This is a genomic window from Duganella sp. Root336D2 (genome assembly GCF_001425005.1).
Taxonomy (GTDB): domain Bacteria; phylum Pseudomonadota; class Gammaproteobacteria; order Burkholderiales; family Burkholderiaceae_D; genus Rugamonas.
The window spans coordinates 1-19,273 of sequence record NZ_LMDB01000004.1 but is presented as its reverse complement, the minus strand read 5'-3'; the positions used below and the strand labels follow the sequence as shown (position 1 = coordinate 19,273).

At 60.4% G+C, this 19,273-nt stretch carries 21 protein-coding genes, 1 tRNA gene and 1 pseudogene; 15 read left to right on the top strand and 8 right to left on the bottom strand.

Annotated features, from left to right (window positions below):
• The first annotated feature begins 3 nt into the window (after nucleotides 1-3).
• Genes ASD07_RS06335 through ASD07_RS06320 form a run of 4 tightly spaced genes read left to right on the top strand, consistent with a single transcriptional unit; the run spans nucleotide 4 to nucleotide 4,035 of the window.
• Nucleotides 4-1,347 carry a CpaF family protein gene (locus tag ASD07_RS06335; RefSeq protein WP_055926859.1) on the top strand — a complete coding sequence of 448 codons (1,344 nt, stop codon included), beginning with the start codon at nucleotides 4-6 and terminating at the stop codon, nucleotides 1,345-1,347.
• Nucleotides 1,348-1,357: 10 nt separating this feature from the next.
• Complete coding sequence (locus tag ASD07_RS06330; protein ID WP_055926856.1) at nucleotides 1,358-2,335, top strand: type II secretion system F family protein; 978 nt, start codon at nucleotides 1,358-1,360, stop codon at nucleotides 2,333-2,335.
• Complete coding sequence (locus ASD07_RS06325) at nucleotides 2,332-3,267, top strand: type II secretion system F family protein (protein ID WP_055926854.1); 936 nt, start codon at nucleotides 2,332-2,334, stop codon at nucleotides 3,265-3,267. Before ASD07_RS06330 ends, ASD07_RS06325 begins: the two co-directional genes overlap by 4 nt.
• A 9-nt stretch (nucleotides 3,268-3,276) precedes the next feature.
• Nucleotides 3,277-4,035, top strand: a complete 759-nt coding sequence (locus tag ASD07_RS06320; protein ID WP_055926852.1) for a LytR C-terminal domain-containing protein — start codon at nucleotides 3,277-3,279, stop codon at nucleotides 4,033-4,035.
• A gap of 33 nt (nucleotides 4,036-4,068) precedes the next feature.
• Here ASD07_RS06320 and ASD07_RS06315 read toward each other — a convergent pair whose 3' ends face one another.
• Nucleotides 4,069-4,830 carry a GIN domain-containing protein gene (locus tag ASD07_RS06315; RefSeq protein WP_055926850.1) on the bottom strand — a complete coding sequence of 254 codons (762 nt, stop codon included), beginning with the start codon at nucleotides 4,828-4,830 and terminating at the stop codon, nucleotides 4,069-4,071.
• Nucleotides 4,831-4,864: 34 nt separating this feature from the next.
• Nucleotides 4,865-5,062 carry a hypothetical protein gene (locus ASD07_RS06310; protein ID WP_055926848.1) on the bottom strand — a complete coding sequence of 66 codons (198 nt, stop codon included), beginning with the start codon at nucleotides 5,060-5,062 and terminating at the stop codon, nucleotides 4,865-4,867.
• 202 nt (nucleotides 5,063-5,264) lie between these two features.
• On the opposite strand from ASD07_RS06310, the gene ASD07_RS06305 reads away from it, so the two are divergent.
• Entirely contained in the window at nucleotides 5,265-6,290 is a 1,026-nt protein-coding gene (locus ASD07_RS06305; protein ID WP_055926845.1) for a sensor histidine kinase, read from the top strand.
• Nucleotides 6,287-7,045, top strand: a complete 759-nt coding sequence (locus tag ASD07_RS06300) for a LytTR family DNA-binding domain-containing protein (RefSeq protein ID WP_055926844.1) — start codon at nucleotides 6,287-6,289, stop codon at nucleotides 7,043-7,045. The genes ASD07_RS06305 and ASD07_RS06300 overlap by 4 nt, the downstream gene beginning before the upstream one ends.
• On the opposite strand, the pseudogene ASD07_RS06295 reads toward ASD07_RS06300, so the two are convergent.
• The 5 genes and pseudogenes from ASD07_RS06295 to mscL all read right to left on the bottom strand — a co-directional run bounded on the left by ASD07_RS06295 (nucleotide 7,042) and on the right by mscL (nucleotide 10,884).
• Nucleotides 7,042-8,118 (bottom strand): annotated as a pseudogene (locus ASD07_RS06295) (tartrate dehydrogenase). The gene ASD07_RS06300 and the pseudogene ASD07_RS06295 sit on opposite strands and share 4 nt — an antisense overlap.
• A gap of 193 nt (nucleotides 8,119-8,311) precedes the next feature.
• Nucleotides 8,312-8,584, bottom strand: a complete 273-nt coding sequence (locus tag ASD07_RS06290; RefSeq protein ID WP_055926842.1) for a hypothetical protein — start codon at nucleotides 8,582-8,584, stop codon at nucleotides 8,312-8,314.
• 11 nt (nucleotides 8,585-8,595) lie between these two features.
• Complete coding sequence (locus ASD07_RS06285; protein ID WP_055926840.1) at nucleotides 8,596-9,288, bottom strand: DUF2461 domain-containing protein; 693 nt, start codon at nucleotides 9,286-9,288, stop codon at nucleotides 8,596-8,598.
• Between the two features lie 2 nt (nucleotides 9,289-9,290).
• Complete coding sequence (locus ASD07_RS06280; RefSeq protein ID WP_055926838.1) at nucleotides 9,291-10,427, bottom strand: Do family serine endopeptidase; 1,137 nt, start codon at nucleotides 10,425-10,427, stop codon at nucleotides 9,291-9,293.
• Between the two features lie 31 nt (nucleotides 10,428-10,458).
• Nucleotides 10,459-10,884 (bottom strand): large conductance mechanosensitive channel protein MscL, encoded by a 426-nt coding sequence (gene mscL, locus ASD07_RS06275; protein ID WP_055926836.1) that lies wholly within the window; start codon nucleotides 10,882-10,884, stop codon nucleotides 10,459-10,461.
• Nucleotides 10,885-11,084: 200 nt separating this feature from the next.
• Between mscL and petA the strand changes: the two genes are divergently transcribed.
• From petA to ASD07_RS29965, 9 genes are all read left to right on the top strand, one after another.
• Complete coding sequence (petA, locus tag ASD07_RS06270) at nucleotides 11,085-11,693, top strand: ubiquinol-cytochrome c reductase iron-sulfur subunit (RefSeq protein ID WP_055926834.1); 609 nt, start codon at nucleotides 11,085-11,087, stop codon at nucleotides 11,691-11,693.
• A gap of 3 nt (nucleotides 11,694-11,696) precedes the next feature.
• Nucleotides 11,697-13,109: a cytochrome bc complex cytochrome b subunit gene (locus ASD07_RS06265; RefSeq protein ID WP_055926832.1), complete on the top strand. Its 1,413-nt coding sequence runs from the start codon at nucleotides 11,697-11,699 to the stop codon at nucleotides 13,107-13,109.
• 35 nt (nucleotides 13,110-13,144) lie between these two features.
• Nucleotides 13,145-13,909: a cytochrome c1 gene (locus ASD07_RS06260; protein ID WP_055926830.1), complete on the top strand. Its 765-nt coding sequence runs from the start codon at nucleotides 13,145-13,147 to the stop codon at nucleotides 13,907-13,909.
• Nucleotides 13,910-14,020: 111 nt separating this feature from the next.
• The gene (locus ASD07_RS06255; protein ID WP_028103178.1) at nucleotides 14,021-14,632 is read left to right on the top strand and encodes a glutathione S-transferase N-terminal domain-containing protein; all 612 of its coding nucleotides are present in this window, start codon (nucleotides 14,021-14,023) and stop codon (nucleotides 14,630-14,632) included.
• 60 nt (nucleotides 14,633-14,692) lie between these two features.
• The gene (locus ASD07_RS06250; protein ID WP_055926828.1) at nucleotides 14,693-15,178 is read left to right on the top strand and encodes a ClpXP protease specificity-enhancing factor; all 486 of its coding nucleotides are present in this window, start codon (nucleotides 14,693-14,695) and stop codon (nucleotides 15,176-15,178) included.
• Nucleotides 15,179-15,204: 26 nt separating this feature from the next.
• Nucleotides 15,205-15,280: transfer RNA gene (locus tag ASD07_RS06245), tRNA-Thr, on the top strand.
• 192 nt (nucleotides 15,281-15,472) lie between these two features.
• On the top strand, nucleotides 15,473-16,285 hold the full coding sequence (locus ASD07_RS06240) for a TIGR02391 family protein (protein WP_055926826.1): 813 nt from the start codon (nucleotides 15,473-15,475) through the stop codon (nucleotides 16,283-16,285).
• Nucleotides 16,285-17,745 carry a reverse transcriptase domain-containing protein gene (locus tag ASD07_RS29970; RefSeq protein ID WP_082507163.1) on the top strand — a complete coding sequence of 487 codons (1,461 nt, stop codon included), beginning with the start codon at nucleotides 16,285-16,287 and terminating at the stop codon, nucleotides 17,743-17,745. Before ASD07_RS06240 ends, ASD07_RS29970 begins: the two co-directional genes overlap by 1 nt.
• Nucleotides 17,746-17,948: 203 nt before the next feature.
• Nucleotides 17,949-18,716 (top strand): SLATT domain-containing protein, encoded by a 768-nt coding sequence (locus tag ASD07_RS29965; RefSeq protein WP_156397901.1) that lies wholly within the window; start codon nucleotides 17,949-17,951, stop codon nucleotides 18,714-18,716.
• 227 nt (nucleotides 18,717-18,943) lie between these two features.
• Here the strand turns inward: ASD07_RS29965 and ASD07_RS06230 are convergent, their stop codons facing one another.
• Nucleotides 18,944-19,162, bottom strand: coding sequence for a hypothetical protein (locus ASD07_RS06230; RefSeq protein ID WP_055926824.1), 219 nt, complete (start codon nucleotides 19,160-19,162; stop codon nucleotides 18,944-18,946).
• Nucleotides 19,163-19,273 lie beyond the last annotated feature (111 nt).

Sequence of the window (19,273 nt, the reverse complement as noted above, 5' to 3'; positions counted from 1 at the left end):
ACCATGAGTCTGCGCGAACGCCTGGCCCTGGGCGATGATGGGCAGCAGGCCTCGAGCGCCCCGGCAATGGCCGATGGCGCCTACCAGGATCTGAAGAAGTCCATGCACCAGATGATCCTGGAGCGCATCGACCTGGAACGCCTGAAGCGCCTGACGCCGGAACAGTTCAAGCACGAACTGGCGCTGCTGGTGGCGCGCATCGTCGACGACGAACGCATCGTGCTGAACCAGGGCGAGCGCCACAAGCTGGTGCTGGACATCCAGAACGAGATGCTGGGCTTCGGGCCGCTGGAGCCGTTGCTGGCCGATCCCGGCGTCTCGGATATCCTGGTCAACACCCATGCCCGGGTCTATGTCGAGCGCAGCGGCCGGCTGGAGCTGACCGGCATCACCTTCCACGACAACACGCACCTGATGAAGATCATCGAAAAGATCGTGTCGCGCGTCGGCCGGCGCGTCGACGAGTCGAGCCCGATGGTCGATGCGCGGCTGCCGGACGGCTCGCGCGTCAATGCCATCATCCCGCCGCTGGCGGTGGATGGGCCGATCCTGTCGATCCGCCGCTTCTCGGCACAGCCGCTGTCGATGGAGAAGCTGCTCGAGTTCAAGAGCCTGACGCCGCCGATGTCGGAAGTGCTGAAGGCGCTGGGCCAGGCGCGCCTGAACGTGCTGATCTCCGGCGGCACCGGCAGCGGCAAGACCACGCTGCTCAATGTGCTGTCCGGCTTCATCCCGCCCAGCGAGCGCATCGTGACCATCGAGGACGCGGCGGAACTGCAGCTGCGCCAGCCGCACATCGTGCGCCTGGAAACGCGCCTGCCGAATGTGGAAGGCAAGGGCGAGGTGACGCAGCGCGCGCTGGTGCGCAATGCGCTGCGCATGCGGCCCGACCGCATCATCCTGGGCGAAGTGCGCGGCGCCGAGGCGGTCGACATGCTGCAGGCCATGAACACCGGCCACGAGGGCTCGTTCGCCACCATCCATGCCAACTCGCCGCGCGATGCGCTGTCGCGGCTGGAGAGCATGGTCGGCATGGCGGGCGCCAACCTGGCGCCGCGCACGGCGCGCCAGCAGATCTGTTCGGCAATCACGGTGGTGATGCAGCTGTCGCGCCTGACCGACGGCACGCGCAAGCTGGTCAGCCTGCAGGAAGTGACCGGCATGGAGGGCGACACGGTGGCCATGCACGAGATTTTCCACTTCGAGCAGACCGGCGTGGATGCGCAGGGCAAGGTGCAGGGGCATTACTACGCCACCGGCGTGCGGCCGCGCTTTGCCGAACGCCTGCGCATGTTCGGGGTGCCGGTGCCGGACAGCGTCTTCGATCCCGGCAAGGTGTACGAATAGGGAGGCCGCCATGGATTTCGCCTGGACCGGATTTTCCGTGTTGCTGTTCGCAGCCGTGATCTGCCTGTGCGAGGCGGCCTGGCTGTGGTGGAGCAGCACGCATGGCCACAGCGCGCAGCGCATCGCACGCCGGCTGCGGCTGATGTCGGGCCGCACCGACACTGCCGGCGGCGCCATCAGCATCCTCAAGGAGCGCCGCTACGCCAAAGCGCCGGCGCTTGATGCACTGCTGCGGCGTATCCCGCACATCGGCGCGCTGGACCGGCTGCTGCTGCAAGCGGGCCTGCGCTGGCAGGTGGCGCGCTTCCTGCAGGTGCAGGCCGGCGCTGCGCTGGCGGGACTGCTGGCGCCGGCCGCCGTGCACATGCCGCCGCTGCCGTCGATCATCGTTGGCGTGCTGTCGCTGGCGGCGCCGGCCATGCTGCTGTTGCGAACCCGGGCCGCGCGCGTGCGCCGCATCGAATCGCAACTGCCCGAGATGGCCGACTTCCTGGCGCGCGGCCTGCGGGCCGGCCACTCCTTTGCCAATGTGATGCAGATGGCGGGCGATGAAGTTGCCGATCCGCTGGGCGGCGAATTCCGCGCCACCTACGAGGAAGTCAACTTCGGCGTCACCATGCAGGACGCGCTGCACAACCTGGCCGCCCGCGTGCCGCTGACCGACTTGCGCTACCTGGTGATTGCGGTCCTGATCCAGCGCGAATCGGGCGGCAACCTGGCCGAGCTGCTGGACAATGTCTCGCGCATGACGCGCGCCCGCCTGCAATTGCTGGCGCAAGTGCGGGTCATGTCGGCGGAAGGCCGCATGTCGGCCTGGGTCCTGACCTTGATGCCGCTTGGCCTGATGGCCGCCATGCAGGTAAGCAATCCGAAATACAGCGCGGTCCTGTGGCAGGACCCGGGCGGGCAACGCATGCTGTGGTACGGCGCCTGCGCCATGGTGGCCGGCATGTTATGGATGCGCCAGGTGATCAGGGTGCGCGTATGAGCGGCGCCGATATCCGCGATATCCTGTTTCTGCTGCTGGTGTTTGGCGCGGTGGCCGGCCTGGCCTTGTGGGCCATGCTGGCGCTTTCCAGCGTGCCTTTGCGCGAACGCCTGAAGTCTTTCACCGGCGCTGCCGAAATGATGCCCGCGCCGGGCCAGGGCGAGTGGATCGAAAAAGTGGCGCGGGTGGCCGAGCCGTTCAGCCGCCTGTCCTTGCCGGAAGACGGCTGGGAGCAGTCGCTGCTGCGCACGCGCTTCATGAATGCCGGCTGGCGCCAACCGGCTGCGCCAAAGCTGTATTTTGCGGCCAAATCCCTGCTGGCCCTGGCCCTGCCGGCGCTGGTGGCAACGCTGGCGGGACGCAGCGGCCACCTGCTGCTGGTACTGTTTGCCAGTGCGGCCATCGGCTACTACCTGCCGAATGGCGTACTGGCGCGCCGCGCGCAACTGCGCCAGCGCGACATTTTCGAAAGCCTGCCCGACGCGCTCGACTTGCTGACCATCTGCGTCGAGGCCGGCCTGAGCATGGAGCGTGCGCTGGCCAAAGTCGCCGGCGAAATCCACATCAAGAGCGTGGCGCTGGCGCAGGAGCTGCAGCTTGTATTGATGGAGATGCGCTCCGGCTTTTCCAAGGAGCGTGCGCTGCGCAACCTGGCCCTGCGCAGCGGGGTGGAAGACGTGGACGCGCTGGTAGCAATGCTGGTGCAGGCAGAGCGCTTCGGCACCAGCATGGGCGATTCACTGCGCGTGCATGCCGATAACCTGCGCCGCAAACGGGCGGTGGTAGCGCAGGAGGCGGCGGCCAAGGTGGCGCTGAAACTGCTGTTTCCCCTGATTTTCTGCATCTTCCCGGCACTCATGATTGTATTGCTGGGGCCCGCATCGATCCAGATGAAAGCCGTATTCCATCCTGTTGCGCAAAGCGCGCGTTAGGAGCTTGCCATGCGTAAGACGATCATTGCCGCCGCCGTTGGGCTGGTGGCGGCGTGCAGCATGCCGGTGCTGCCGCCGCCTCCCGCCTTCGGTTCGGCCACGCCGGCCGCCACGCCCGCCCCCGGAGCGCTGGCCGGGGATGGCCGCTACCAGGAAGCCATTGCGCTGCTGGAAGAGCGCGCGCGGCGCACGCCCGGCGCGGCCCTGTTTGGCGACCTTGGCTACGCCTACTACCTTGGCGGACAGCTGGAACAAGCGCAGGCGGCGTTGGAACGGGCCTGCCTGATGGCGCCATCCAGCGCGGTTGCGTGGGAACACCTGGCTGCGCTGCTGGAGGCGATCGGAGACAGCGCCCGTGCGCTGGAAGCAATGCGCCATGCGCGCCTGTTGCGCGAGCGGGAGGAGGGCGCGGCCGGCCAGGACAAGGCCAGCGGGGCTGGCGGCGGCCTGTGGCCGGACGGGATGGCGCGCGTCGAAGTGCGGCAGGTCGGCGCCGGGCTGGTTGAAGTCGCAAGAGTGGAGCGCGGCGCGCCGACGCGCCTGGAAGTCAGCAACGGCAACGGCATCCGCGGCATGGCCGCCGCGGTGGCGCGGCGCTTACGGGCGGAAGGAATGCAGGTCGTGCGCCTGACCAACACCATCCCCTTCAATGTGGAACAGACGCGGGTCGAAATCCGCGCCAGCGGCGAGGCGCAACTGCGCATCGTGCTGGGCAAGGACGCGGGAATAAAAAAGCCGCCCGGGGTTAGCGGGCGGCAAGCACCGTGAAACAACTCACGAGTTGGTAGGGAATCGTTGGCTTCAGTTCCAGGACACGCTGCCCATGCCACGTGCGGTGGACTGGCGGTTGGCTGGCTTGCCGTACACAGTTGCCGAACCCATGCCAGAGAGGCGCAGGTTGGCGGAAGTCTTTGCGTTGAAGGTGGCGCTGCCAAGGCCGGTCATGTCGGCATCCACGCTATCGCTTTGCAGTTGTTTTGCATCGAGGCTGCCGATGCCGCCCAACCTGGCGTTGAGCTGCTTGCTCTGGCCGGAGATCGCGATCTGGCCGGCGCCTTTCAGGTTCAGGTCCACCACGTCGGCCTGGGTATCGCTGACAGTCATGCTGCCCACGCCGGTCAGGCGGGCATCGACCTTCTTGAAGCGCGATGCCATGCTCACGGCGCCGGCGCCTTCCAGGGAGAGGCGAACTTCGTCGCCGTCGAATCCCTTTACTTCAGCCGAACCGACGCCGGCGGAAACCAGTTCGCGCAGCTGCGGCAGGCTCAGTTCCGCTTTCAGGTTGCGCGGGCCGATATGGATGCCGCGCATATTTTCGGTGCCGATGCGGATGGTGTCGCCGTTCTGCGTCACCGTAATCTTTTGCAGGTAGCGCTTGTCGCCGGACAGCACCAGTGCCGGTGCGCCTTGCTTCAGCTTCAGGTCTACCACGCCATCCAGGACTACTTTCACAGGGCGGCCGTCAACAGTGCGCGCTTCGGTGATGATTTCTTCCGCGTGGGCGATGCCGCCTGCGGCGAACATCATTGCGGTCATCATCGTGGCGGTGAAGAACTTTTTCATGTTGAGGCTCCGTGGGATATCGATTGCGTTCGAATTACAGTGCGGCTTTTTCAGCAGCGGTCAGGCGCTTGGCGGTGACCGTCACCACTGGCATGGCCTGGGTTTGGGCCTTGGCGACGACGGCTGCCGGCGCGCTGTGTTTCAGCGGGGTGGCCGCGGTGGCGAAGCCGGTTGCGCTGATGACGGCAACTGCTGCGAGGAAGATGTATTCCATGTTTTTGGCGATGTTCATTTTGCTCTCCATTCGGTTGGGTTAAGTTCATTTCGCGTTTCGTTGATTGAACTATAGATATGTGCGGTGTCCAGCACTACCGGTGTGCGACGAAATGCAGAAATGACGACCTGAAATGCAGGAAAGCCGGTGTGACGAAGGCGGACGACCGTGTGACAAGGCCCGTCGGCCCCGGTGAAAAGGAGCGGTATACTGTCCAGCCATGAGAACCTTGCATTTCCTGCGTATCCTCGGCACCAGCGTGCTGGTGTGGAGCGTCGTCTGCCTGACCGGGGCTGCCTCCTCCTATGGCTCGCTGCTGCAGCGCGGCGCCAATCCCTCTTATTGGGAGCTCCTCGGCGACTGGGGCGGTGCGCATGCCCTGATGGTGTTGTTCAGCGCCGTCCTGTATGTCGTCCTCGAGCGCTGGCCGCAGTCGCTGGCCAGCCCGCGCGGGATAGTGCGCACTTACCTGCTGGTCCTGCTCCTGTTCCTGCCGCTGGAATGCGCCTTCGTCTCCCTGCAAAATGACAGGAGCTGGTTCGCCGTCTTCCTCGAGCTGACCTGGACCACCTTCACCTTTGTTACGGTGGCCGGCATCCGCATCTGGCAAATCCAGCGTGCGCGCGAGACCGATAACCTGAGCCTGCGCCTTGAGCTGGAGCAGCAGCGCCTGGCCGCACTGCGAGGGCAATTGGAGCCGCACTTCCTGTTCAACGCCCTGAACGCCGTCAGTGCGCTGGTGCGCATGGACGACAAGGGCGCGACCCTGAGCGCAATCAGCCGCCTGAGCGGCCTGCTGCGCTATGCCCAGGCGGCCAGTTCGCGCGACTGGGTCACGCTGGCGGAGGAATTGCAGTTCGTACGCGACTATCTTTCGCTGCAGTCGATGCGCTACGGTAACCGGCTACATGTGTCCATCGAAGGCGACAGCGGAGCGGTGCTGGCTGCCGATTGCCCGCCCTTGCTGCTGCAGCCCCTGGTTGAGAACGCGCTGCGCCACGACCTGGATTGCCATGACGGCGACTGTGATATCAAGCTGCGCTTCTCCGAGCAAGGAGGCATGCTGCACATCCATATCAGCAATTCGGCGCGTGAAGTGACGGCTAACCCCGGCATGGGAATGGGCCTGCGCAATATCGAGGCGCGCCTGCGCATCGCTTGCGGCAGCGGCGCCGGCTTGCGCACCGGGCGCGCCGATGGCCGCTTTGTCGCCGAGATCAATATGCCGATGTATTTCGCCGCATGAAGATCCGCGCCCTGATCGTCGACGACGAAGAACCCGGCCGCATCAACCTGCGCTACGGCCTGGCGCCGCATGAGGGCTGGCAGCTGGTTGGGGAATGCGCCAGTGCCGCGGCGGCGCGCGCAGCCCTGGCAAGCCAGGAAGTGGACGTGATCTTCCTCGACATCCAGATGCCGCAGGAAACCGGACTGGCGCTGGCGCGCGAGCTGGCGCAGCGCGAAGAACCGCCGCTGGTGATCTTCGCCACGGCCTATAACGAGCATGCCATCGAAGCCTTTGAAGTGCATGCGCTGGATTACCTTCTCAAACCCTTCGACGACCAGCGCCTGGCGCAGGCGCTCGAGCGCGCCGCCGCCATGCTGGAACAACGCCAGCGCGCCGCCTATGCCCGCGCCATGCGCGCCTTCGCGGAGCCGCAAGGGAAGACATACCTGCAGCAGTTGAACGTACGCTCGGTCGGCCGCATCGAATGCGTGCAAGTTGCGGAAGTGCTGTGGATCGAGGCGGCGGGCAATTATGTCGAACTGCGCCTGCCGCAGCGGCGCGTGCTGCACCGGGTGCCCTTGGCGCGGCTGGAGCAGCACCTGGACCCGGCCGGCTTCCTGCGCGTGCACCGGCGCGCCCTGGTGCGGGTGGACGAGGTGGCGTCGCTGGAGCGCGACGCCGAAGGGGGCAGCCAGCTGGTCTTGCGCTGCGGCGACCGGGTGCCGGTCAGCGAACGCCACCTGCCGGCGGTCAGGGCACTGCTGGGTGCTTAAACCAGGGCGGCGATGGCCATCCCCACGTCGGTGGTGGAAGCCGAGCCGCCCATGTCCGGCGTACGCGGACCCTGCACCAGCACCGTTTCGATGGCGCGCATGATGCTGTCGTGCGCCTGCGTGTAGCGGGCGTCGCCATTGCCGAGGAAATCGAGCATCATGGCGCCGGACCAGATCATGGCGACCGGGTTGGCGATGTTCCTGCCGTAGATATCCGGCGCCGAACCGTGCACCGGCTCGAACAGGGACGGCAGGGTGCGTTCCGGATTCAGGTTGGCCGAAGGCGCGATGCCGATGGTGCCGGCGCAGGCCGGGCCAAGGTCGCTCAGGATATCGCCAAACAGGTTGGACGCCACCACCACGTCAAAGCGCTCAGGGCTCAGCACAAAGCGCGCCGCCAGGATGTCGACGTGGTACTGGTCCCAGCGCACCTCCGGATAGCTGGCGGACATGGCTTTCACGCGCTCGTCCCAATACGGCATGCTGATCGCGATGCCGTTCGATTTGGTGGCGGAAGTCAGGTGCTTTTTCGGGCGCGATTGCGCCAGGTCGAAGGCGAACTGCAGGATGCGGTCGACGCCTTTGCGCGTGAATACGGCTTCCTGCAGCACGACCTCGCGCTCGGTGTTCTCGAACAGGCGGCCGCCGACGGCGGAATACTCGCCCTCGGTGTTCTCGCGCACCACGTAGAAATCGATATCGCCCGGTTTCTTCCCGGCCAGCGGACAAGGCACGCCCGGCATCAGGCGCACCGGACGCAGGTTCACGTACTGGTCGAACTCGCGGCGGAACTTGATCAGGGAGCCCCACAGGGAAATATGGTCGGGCACCGCATCGGGCCAGCCGACTGCGCCGAAGTAGATGGCATCAAAGCCCTTCAGCAGGTCGAACTAGTCGGGCGGCATCATCTGGCCATGCTGCACGTAGTAGTCGCAGTTGGCCCAATCGAAGGTCGTGAATTCCAGGTCCAGCCCGAAGCGGGCTGCGACCGCGTGCATGGCACGCAAGCCTTCCGGCATCACTTCCTTGCCGATGCCGTCGCCGGCGATAACCGCGATGCGGTGTGTGCTCATGTTTTAGCTAGCCTTTCAGCAGCAGCCGAGCATGCGCAGGCAGCATTCGATGCTCATGCAGCAGTCGTTGCTGGCAGCGAAGGCGGCAGCGGATGCCAGCAACAGGCTGGCGCCAATGATGATTTTCTTCATGGTGTACTCCAAAGATGTGGCAGGAAGCGGGCGCTTGGCCCGCGCGGACAAGGCGGCCGCTCTATTGGGGTGGGCGCCAGATGCTGTCAATCGGATCGGAGAAGTGATGCGACGGCGCCAGGGCCGCGTCACCGTTGCCAGCAAGCGGCGGCAGCGCAGGTCGGGCCGCTGCTGCCGCCAGCGGCGGCGCGCAAGCGGGCAGGCAGCCCATGTCGGCACAGACAGAAACCGGGCAATCGGCGTCCAGGCAGCAGGTGTGCACCGATTTCGCCGCGGCAACCGAGTGGTTGAGCAGAAAGACCAGTGCCAGCAGCAGGATGCGCAGGAGTGCCATGATGCGGTATTTTACGCCGCTTCCACTTCTTCCACCGGAGCGGAACGCATCCACTGTACCAGCGGCCAGGCGTCCTTGAAGGCGCCGGCGATCATGCCGAGCAGCTCGTCCGGTTTGTTCAGCGGCAGCTTCACTTCCTGGTAGACGAAGAAGCTTTTCAGCTTGATGAATTCGATATGCTCATGTTCCGGGTCGAAACCCTTCGGCGGGCGCTGCAGCTTGTGTTCCTCGGTGATCGAACCGTAGCGCGCCTTCAGCGCCTTGTTGGCCAGGGCCTTCTTGAAGCCGGCGGCATCGTTGACCATATGCTTGCGCAGCGCCTTCAGGCGGTGCGGCGGCGGGATATATTCGCCGGCGCCGATGCCCAGCACGCCGTCGGGGCTGATCTGGAAATACCAGGTCGGGCCGCCCGCCATGCTCGGGCGGCGCATATCGTTGGGCGCGATAGCTGCCGAGAAGTGGGTCTTGTATGGGCTCTTGTCGTGGGCGAAGCGCACGTCGCGGTTGATGCGGAACATGGCTTTCTTCGGGTTGCAGAACTTGACCTGGGCGTCGAACTTGCCCAGTTCGGCAATCACCTGGGTCACCAGCTCCAGGAATTCCTCGCGCAGGATGTCGTAGCGCGGCTTGTTCATCACGAACCACGGGCGGTTGTTGTTGTCGGACAGTTCCGTCAGGTAGCGGGTCAGGTCGCGCAGGTGCATGGCTATTTTTTCGCAGGTGGGCGTTTGCCCACGGTGAGTTGGAGTTCGCTTTCGCGGCTCTTGCGCAGGATGCGCATGGTCGACTGGCCGCCGGGCGAGAGTTGGGCGATCAGGTTCAGCATTTCATTGGTGTCCTTGACCGGCTTGCCGTCCACCGACAGCAGGATGTCGCCGGGCTTCATGCCGGCCTTGTCGGCCGGGCCGTTGCGCACCACGCCGGCGATGATGGCGCCGGAATCGCGGTCCAGGCTGAAGCTGCGCGCCAGTTCCGGCGTAATTTCCTGCGACTCGACGCCGATCCAGCCGCGCACCACATGGCCGTCTTTAATAATGGCTTCCAGCACGTTGCGCGCCGTGCTGACGGGGATTGCGAAGCCGATGCCGACCGAGCCGCCGGTCTGCGAGTAAATCGCCGAGTTAATGCCCAGCAGGTTGCCCTGGGTGTCGATCAGGGCGCCGCCCGAGTTGCCGAAATTAATGGCAGCATCGGTCTGGATGAAGTTTTCGAAGTGGTTGATATGCAGGTTATTGCGGCCCAGGGCGGAGATGATGCCCATGGTGACGGTCTGGCCGACGCCAAAGGGATTGCCGATGGCCAGCACCACATCGCCTACCTTGGCCTGTTCGACCTGGCCCAGGTTCACCACCGGCAGCTTGTCCAGTTCGATGCGTACCACCGCCAGGTCGGTTTCCGGATCGGTGCCGACCATCTTGGCGGCCGCCTTGCGGCCATCCGGCAGCACCACCTGGATTTCGTCGGCCGCTTCCACCACGTGGTAATTCGTCAGGATGTAGCCTTGCGGGCTGACGATGACGCCGGAACCCAGGCTGTTCTGGTCATCTTCCTCGTCGCGGTCGCCGAAGAAACGCTTGAAGAACGGATCGCGCGACAGCGGATGGCGCTTGCGTACCGCCTTGGTGGTCAGGATGTTGACGACGGCGGGCATGGCGCGGCCGGCGGCGGTCCGGTAGGAGCCGGGAGAGGGCGGCATGGCCTCGGCCAGCACTGCAGTGCGGCTGGCCGCTGCGGCAGCCGGGGTGCCGGTGGCCGGCGCCGGCCGCTGCACGGCCGTGTATACAAAGAACAGTGCCAAAGCGATGGTCACCGTTTGTGCAAACAATAACCAGAGTCTTCGCATGGCGGTATTGCTACAAAATGGGAGTTAACTCCTATTTTCGCAAAGAATCGCGAATTTCGCGCAGCAGCACGATATCTTCTGAAGGTGGTACAGGTTCTGCCGCCGCGGCAGCCGGCGCTTCCTCGCGGCGCAGCTTGGCGACCAGGCGTACCATCTGGAAGATCACGAAGGCCAGGATGACGAAATTCAGCAAGATGGTGAAGAAATTGCCATAGGCGATCACCGCACCCAGTTTCTTCGCTTCGGCCAGGGCCAGGTTGTGCGCCTGTCCGTTAAGAGGAATGTAATAGTTGGCGAAATCGAGGCCGCCGAGCAGCATGCCGATTGGCGGCATGATGACGTCGGCCACCAGGGAATCGACGATTTTGCCGAAGGCCGCGCCGATGATGACACCGACCGCCAGGTCGATGACATTGCCCTTCATGGCGAATTCTTTGAAGTCTTGCATCATTCCCATAACATATTCTCCCCAAAAATTTATGGATTTGTGTCAACTTTGCTGCAAATTCATGGAACGCGCAAGGGGCGCAACATTGGGATGGATTAGCTAATTGCAAGGTTTTGCTTTAAATCGCAACTTCACTACTTTATAATTTAAGGTTGCTAGAAGCTTTGTTGACAATAAAGATTTTGGATTTTTGACTGATTGGGGTTTGTATGAGTAACGAGAAGCAGGTCGATTCGAGCCGTCGCGGACTCCTCGTCGCAACGTGTGCGGCAGGTGGTGTGGTCGGTTTGGGTGCAACTGGCGCCCTGGTAAGCACGTTCCAGCCGTCCGAGCGCGCGAAGGCAGCTGGTGCACCGGTGGAAGTGGATATCTCTACGCTGCAGCCGGGCGAAATGAAAACTGTCGAATGGCGTGGTAAGCCAGTCTGGATCCTGAAGCGTACCCCGGATATGGTGGCAACGCTGGCGAAAGACGAGGCCGAGCTGGCCGATCCGAAATCTGAGCGTACCCCGGACGACCTGACGCCGGAATACGCGCGCAACCCGCATCGCTCAATCAAGCCTGAAATCCTGGTGGCCGTGGGCATCTGCTCCCACCTGGGCTGCTCCCCTTCGTCGAAATTCACCCCTGGCGCACAGCCTTCGCTGCCAGACAACTGGCTCGGCGGCTTCCTGTGCCCATGCCACGGTTCGACCTTCGACCTGGCCGGCCGTGTGTTCAAGAACAAGCCTGCCCCGGACAACCTGCAAGTGCCGCGCCATATGTACCTGGGCGACAGCAAGCTGATCATCGGTAAAGACGAGAAAGGCGAGGCATAATCCATGGCCGCATTCAAGGAAACCAAATTCCCTGCCGACGCACCAATTGCCAAGAAGGCCTTGGGCTGGGTCGACGACCGCTTCCCGGCCACCAAGCTGTGGAACGACCAATGGGGCAAATACTACGCTCCGAAAAACTTCAACTTCTGGTACATCTTCGGTTCCCTGGCCATGCTGGTGCTGGTGCTGCAGATCGTCACCGGCATCTTCCTGACCATGCACTACAAGCCGGACGCCGGCCTGGCCTTCGCGTCGGTTGAATACATCATGCGCGAAGTGCCATGGGGCTGGCTGGTGCGCTATATGCACTCGACCGGCGCCTCGGCCTTCTTCATCATCGTGTACCTGCACATGACGCGCGGCCTGATGTACGGTTCCTACCGCAAGCCACGTGAACTGATCTGGCTGTTCGGTTTCGCCATCTTCCTGTGCCTGATGGCCGAAGCGTTCTTCGGCTACCTGCTGCCATGGGGCCAGATGTCGTACTGGGGCGCCCAGGTGATTGTCAACCTGTTCGGCGCTATTCCGCTGATCGGCCCTGACCTGTCGCTGTGGATCCGTGGCGACTACGTGGTGTCCGACGCGACCCTGAACCGCTTCTTCGCTTTCCACGTGATCGCCATCCCGCTGGTCCTGCTGGGCCTGGTGGCTGCCCACCTGATCGCGCTGCACGAAGTCGGCTCGTCCAACCCGGACGGCATCGAAGTGAAAGAAAACCTGGGCCCGGACGGCCACCCAGTGGATTCGATCCCATCGCACCCGTACTACACCGTGCACGACCTGTTCGGCGTGTCCGTGTTCCTGACCATCTTCTCGGCTGTGGTGTTCTTCGCGCCTGAAATGGGCGGCTACTTCCTGGAGTACAACAACTTCCTGCCGGGCGATTCGATGAAGACCCCGCCGCACATTGCTCCGACCTGGTACTTCACCGCTTTCTACTCGGTGCTGCGCGCCACGACTTCGGACTTCCTGTGGGTGCTGATGGTGGGCATCGCTGCCTACACGGCCTTCCTGTGGATGAAGTCCAAGCTGTCGAGCATGGTCAAGGTCGCGGTCAGCGTGATCGCGCTGCTGATGATCGTGGGCATGCTGCCAGGCGCACTGGATGCGAAATTCTGGGGCGTGGTGTTCTTCGGCGGTTCCGTGGTGATCCTGGCCTTCCTGCCATGGCTCGACCACTCGCCAGTGAAATCGATCCGTTATCGTCCTGATTGGCACAAGTATGTGTACGCTGGCCTGGCCATCTCCTTCGTAGCCCTGGGCTACCTGGGTACCCAGCCGCCTAGCCCAGTCGGCACGCTGATCGCCCAGGTTGCAACCCTGTACTACTTCAGCTTCTTCTTGCTGATGCCATGGTGGAGCGTCATGGGTACGTTCAAAAAAGTGCCGGACCGCGTTGTGTTCCACGCGCACTAATCGAACGACCAGAACGCTAAGCAAAGGACTAATAAATGATCTTTTCAAAGAAACTGCTGGCCCTCCTGGCCCTGGTACCAGTGCTGGCCTTCGCCAACGAAGGCGGCTTCCCGCTGGAGAAGGCACCGGATCGCTCGCACAATATGGCTGCCCTGCAAAACGGCGCCAAGCTGTTCGTCAACTACTGCCTGAACTGCCACAATGCGTCGAGCATGCGTTTCAACCGCCTGCGCGACCTGGGCCTGAGCGAAGACCAGATCAAGAACAACCTGCTGTTCACCGGCGAAAAAGTGGGCGAAATGATGACCACCGCCATGCCAGCCAAGGATGCCAAGGTCTGGTTCGGCACGGTGCCGCCGGACTTGTCCGTGATCACCCGCGCCAAGGCAACGCCGTCGAACAGCGGCAGCGACTACCTGTACACCTACCTGCGTACCTTCTACAAGGACGACACCCGCCCAACCGGCTTCAACAACATGGTGCTGCCGAATGCGGCCATGCCACACGTGCTGTGGGAGCTGCAGGGCGTGCAGGCTGCCAAGTTTGAAGAAGTGGCAGACCCGCATGATCACGGCAAGAAGGTGCACAAGTTCGTGGGCTTCGAGCCAGTTACGAAGGGCACCATGAGTAAGCTGGAGTTCGACACTGCCGTCGCCGACATCGTTGGCTACATGGAGTGGATGGCCGAGCCAGCCGCACAGAAGCGCAAGCAGCTGGGCGTATGGGTGCTGATCTTCATGACTATCTTCGCTACCCTGGCATGGCGCCTCAACGCGTCGTACTGGAAAGAAGTCAAATAATTGCGTGCGCCGGATTTCCGGCGCCTGTTTGCGCCGCCAGGTACGCCGGGCGGCCCAACTGGGGTGAACCGTTCGCGGTCTCGCCCCCTTTGTTTCTAAGGAACTAGGAAAATGATGGTTCTCTATTCGGGCACAACCTGCCCATTCTCCCAGCGCTGCCGCCTGGTCCTGTTCGAAAAGGGCATGGACTTTGAAGTGCGCGATGTTGACCTGTTCAACAAGCCGGAAGATATTTCGACCATGAACCCGTATGGCCAGGTACCGATCCTGGTCGAACGCGAATTGATTTTGTACGAATCGAACATCATCAATGAGTACATCGACGAGCGCTTCCCGCATCCGCAGCTGATGCCGGCCGACCCGCTGATGCGCGCGCGTGCCCGCCTGATGCTGTTCAACTTCGAGAAAGAACTGTTCGTTCACGTGCACACGCTGGAAAGCGAGCGCAACAAGACGAGCGACAAGAGCCACGACAAGGCCCGCGCAGAAATCCGCGACCGCCTGACGACCCTGGCTCCGCTGTTCCTGAAGAACAAGTACATGCTGGGCGACGAGTTCTCCATGCTGGACGTGGCCGTGGCCCCGCTGCTGTGGCGTCTTGACCACTACGGTATCGAGCTGTCGAAGACCGCAGCGCCGCTGATGAAGTACGCCGAGCGTATCTTCTCGCGCCCTGCCTACATCGAAGCGCTGACTCCGTCCGAGAAAGTAATGCGCCGTTAATTGCGGCCCCGGCGGCGCGCCTTTGCTTGCAATGCGCGCGCCGCACCATATAGTTTGAACATGTCAGAAATCTCCACCAAGCCCTATATGCTGCGCGCCATTTACGAATGGTGCACCGATTGCGGCTATACCCCCTACCTGGCGGTCAAGGTCGACGCAGCAACCCAGGTACCGATGGAATACGTGCGGAAGGGCGAAATCGTCCTGAATATCAGCTTCGGCGCCACCTCCGGCCTGAAGATGGATAACGACGCCATTCATTTCCACGCCCGCTTCGGCGGCGTGTCGCGCGAAATCTACGTGCCGGTCAATAACGTGATGGCGATTTATGCCAACGAAAATGGCCAAGGCATGGCGTTCGAGCCGTTGCTGGGCCAGGCCACCGTAGCGAAAACGCCTGCGCCGGTCGAAGAAATTGCGCCCGTTCCGACCCTGTCTTCCGTGCCAAGCGCCCCGGCGCCACGCAACGACGACGACAATGGACCGGATGATGGCGGCGAGCCACCAAAGAAAGGCAGCCGTCCAACCCTCACTCGCATTAAATAGCGTATAATCGCGGCGACAGTTTTACAGCCGGCTTAGCTCATCAGGTAGAGCAGTTGATTTGTAATCATCAGGTGGCGGGTTCGAGTCCTGCAGCCGGCACCAGAATTAAGTAGTAGAAACAAAGGGTTATATGCAACTAGCATATAACCCTTTTGTTTTATGGCGCATTTCCTTTGCCCGTGTAACCGCCCTGTAACCCAATCCCCCCAATCGACGGTTGACCGTTAGTTGCCGACCAAATACATTGAGCGAAACGTGGCGTTCGCATTTCGGAATTGGTAACAGGGGATATGTATGGCGCAGAGCCTACCACCATTAAATCAACCGCAGCTTGAGCAAATTGCAAGAATCGTCGGCGACACCGATGACGGATTAACAGGACCGGAAATTACGGTTCTTTTGGCCAACCTGGCGTTCCCTGATGACGGCGCTAACCAGACCAAATGGAAGCGCTTATACAACTCGCTTGTAGTGCTACACAACAAGCACGGCGTCGGGAATCATGCCATCCAGCTTGTCAACGCAGTGATGAGTCCTGCACGATATATTTCGACTCCGGACAAGTTCCAACGGCGCCAATCCGCTCTTAATGCCGTGTTGGCTTTTGCTGGGTACTATGTTCGTGACGATGGAAAGGTCGGCCGTACCACGCCCGTTTCTACGCTCAATGAGGCACTTGCGCGTGCAAATAAGATGGGCGAACAACTGCGGAAGCGTAACGTCCATGACCGGGTTCTTGATTTTTGCAAGGCTGAACTGGTTCAGTCGAATTACTTTCATGCTGTTTTCGAGGCGATGAAATCGATAAAGACGCGAATCAATGAACTGTCGGGTGAGGACGGGGATGGCGCGCAACTTGTAGACGCTGCATTTGGGATGGCGGGCGGCCCCATCATTGCTATTAACAAACTCCAAAATCAAACTGATGAGGGCGAGCAGAAGGGGTTCGCGCATCTGCTGAAAGGGCTTTTCGGCATGATTAGAAATCCGTTAGCTCATCGAGCAAAGATTGAATGGCAAATGCCCGAGGAAGATGCGCTAGACATCTTGACTACTATTTCATTTGTTCATCGAAAACTCGACCAGGCCATCATACGGACCATATAATGACTTTTGTCCCTAAGAAACTCACCATTCAAGAGCTAGTCAAGTTGGTATTCCCTGAGGAGGTAAAGAAAACTCCAGAAGAGCTTTTTGAACATATGTTCTCGGAGGACGAATTGATGTTCGTTTTCCATGAGAAATTCTCAGATACCAGCGGAAAAGGTATTGATAGGGTTAATGGCTTCCAGTTCGCGCTTCAGGCAAAGAATCAGATTTCGATAGCCTCACGGAAATGCTTGGATGGAACTTATCGCTTCGCCCCTTACCTTGAAGTTCTGAAACTAAAAGGGCGAGGAAAAGCCCCAAGGATAATTGGTATCCCAACCGTACGCGACAGGATAGTGCTTTGCCAATTGAACAGGTATTTGGCGCAGCTCTTCCCAGACCGAGTGCCGAAAAATGTTGCAGCTACATACGTCCGGCGAGTTGCTGAGGATTTGTCTAAAAGCAGTCAGGAAGATACATGGGTCTGCTCAACGGACATCAAGACCTTCTATGACACAATTCAACGCCCGCGCCTACTGAATGTTCTTGGGAAGCGAGTCAAATCCAAATCGGCGATTTCGTTGTTGTCGCATGCGTTACAGGCCCCAACCGTTCCGAAAAACACTCAGCGCCATCGCCAGTCGGAGTTCCGTGAGAAGAATGGCGTCCCGCAAGGGCTGGCAATATCCAATATTCTCGCTTCGATCTATATGCAGGACGTTGACGAAGCGATGGGAAAATATGGAGTCACATACTATCGATACGTCGATGATGTATTAATGTACGGCACACATGAAAAAGTTCACGCTGCATTCAGTTCACTTCAACGTAGACTGCAGCGACGCGGATTGGGGTTGCATTCTCTGACGTCTGGCAAGAGCCAGATTGCCCCGTTGTCAAAGTCTTTTGGGTATTTGGGTTACGTTTTTCAGGGTGAAACGATTACTGTACGTGATTCGACAATCGAAAAACTCATCCAATCCATTGCCGCAAAATTCAGCGATTTTAGGCACAATAAGGCGAAGCGGTTGGAGAGGTTTAAGTATTTAAATGAGGAGCGTCTTAAGGAAATCTTTTTGCTTGAGCTAAACGAACGAATAACAGGGGCGGTCCAAGAAGATAAGCGCTACGGTTGGATAGCATACTTTAGTCAAATTACCGACTTGGAGCTCCTGCATAAGCTAGACAGTGCAATTTCGGGACTTTTTAGTCGTCTGCATGAATTCGATAACTCAGCTCCGCCAGGCCTTAAGAAATTACGCCGGTCCTACTGGGAGATGAAGTTTAATCCGCATGGCGGCTACATTCGAGATTACGACGCGATTACCACGATTGCTCAACAGCTAGACTTTCTTAGAGTCAGGGGGCGCGTTAGCGATGAAGAAACGCTAACCGATGAGCAAATTACCGCTCGGTATAAGAAGTACGTAAATCATAATTTGGCAGCAATGCAAGCTGACGAAGGTGCAGTTTACTGATGAGTTCGATACAATTGGCTCAGTGCGGATTTTCCCTACGCGAAAGCGGAACCTCCCAAGTTGCTTGAGGAGCGGAAGTGCCCCATGCCAGCAGTACGGCTCAACTACGTTGACACCTTCATTGGGACCTAATCAGTTGCTGATGAAGAGGATATGACCTGATTAACGAGGGAAAGCCCGCACCCCTCTCTAACTAAAAGACCATGATTGATGCTCTGAAGACGCTACAAAAGGATGCATGGCGCACGTCCAGTGCCCGGTATAACGCGGCTCGACGTCTTCGTCGGCGCGAGATATTTGCGACGGTAAGTTTGGCATTCATGTCGGCGCTGACGGTAGCGATGGCTTACCTTCAAAAAGTCTATGCGACGTCCGCAATGCCAGCGGATAACTATCTTTCGACAATATCGGCTGCCCTCGGCGTGTTCTTGCTCACTGTAAGCCTTGTTGAATGGGGGACTAGGACTGGGGCTGTGGCGGAGGCTTTGCATGGCAACGCCGAGAAGCTAAATGGGTTCTGGCGGAGAGTCGCGCTTTCTTTAGCGGCCAGCGCAAGCAGCACACCGCCAGCCATCCCAACCTTGCAGGACGTAGAGAAGTTTCAACTGGAGTACGACACACTCAAGGCCGATTGTCCGCACAATCATTTGCCGATAGACGACCTGTTTTTTCGGGCAGGCCATCGGTTTTCGCCTGAATTTTTGAATGGCCGGCCAGCCCCTTTGATGAACGCGTTCGAATCGGGCATTGTTTGGTGCCGATGGCAAATTTCTAGCATTTGGTACATTGCCGGAATTTGGCTATTGCTGGCGGCGCTGCTGGTCCCGCTTTTTGGCGAAACGATGTGGACGGCGCGGACAGCGCCAACAGCGCCAACAGCTCCAACAGCTCCAACAGCTCCAACAGCTCCAACAGCTCCAACAGCTCCAACAGCTCTCATCGACTCCCCTTCCGCTCCCCAAGGCAAGTAGGTCGCGCCTTAGCGCCACCGTTCGGCCCAGGTATTTATTAAAGGCGACCTGTTTTTGGTAGTGGGACCAGCCGGCTGCTCCCCACCTTATCAACCGTGCTTTGTTTGCGCACGAGTCGCATGAACTTTTTTTGTCCACGTTTATACTCTGGAAGGGAGGCTACGGTCCTACGCCAGCGTGACTTGCACTTTTTGTACCCCCCTGGGTAAGCAACTGCAGCTCTACATCTACGGGGACCTTCCCCATGAAACAACGATGATTTTTCCAATGGCCATTTCGTCGCTCGCTTCAGGGACCGCTATGCGAAGGTGGAGATTCGTCTGGACATCGCGTACAACCACGCGCGTGGCCTTCGCCCCCCGTACTTTTTTGGCCGCCTCTTGCGTGGACTCGAACTCGCCGGGGAAGTCTAATACGACTGCAAGTTCTTCAATCGGCCAGTTCATTGCTTCTCCGTCGGGCGCCTCGAATTACCGGAAATTCAGTCACTGGAGTAAGCGAGAATTTGCCCGCTAACTTGGCGGCGGTATCTTCCAGACCATCCTGACGACCATTTT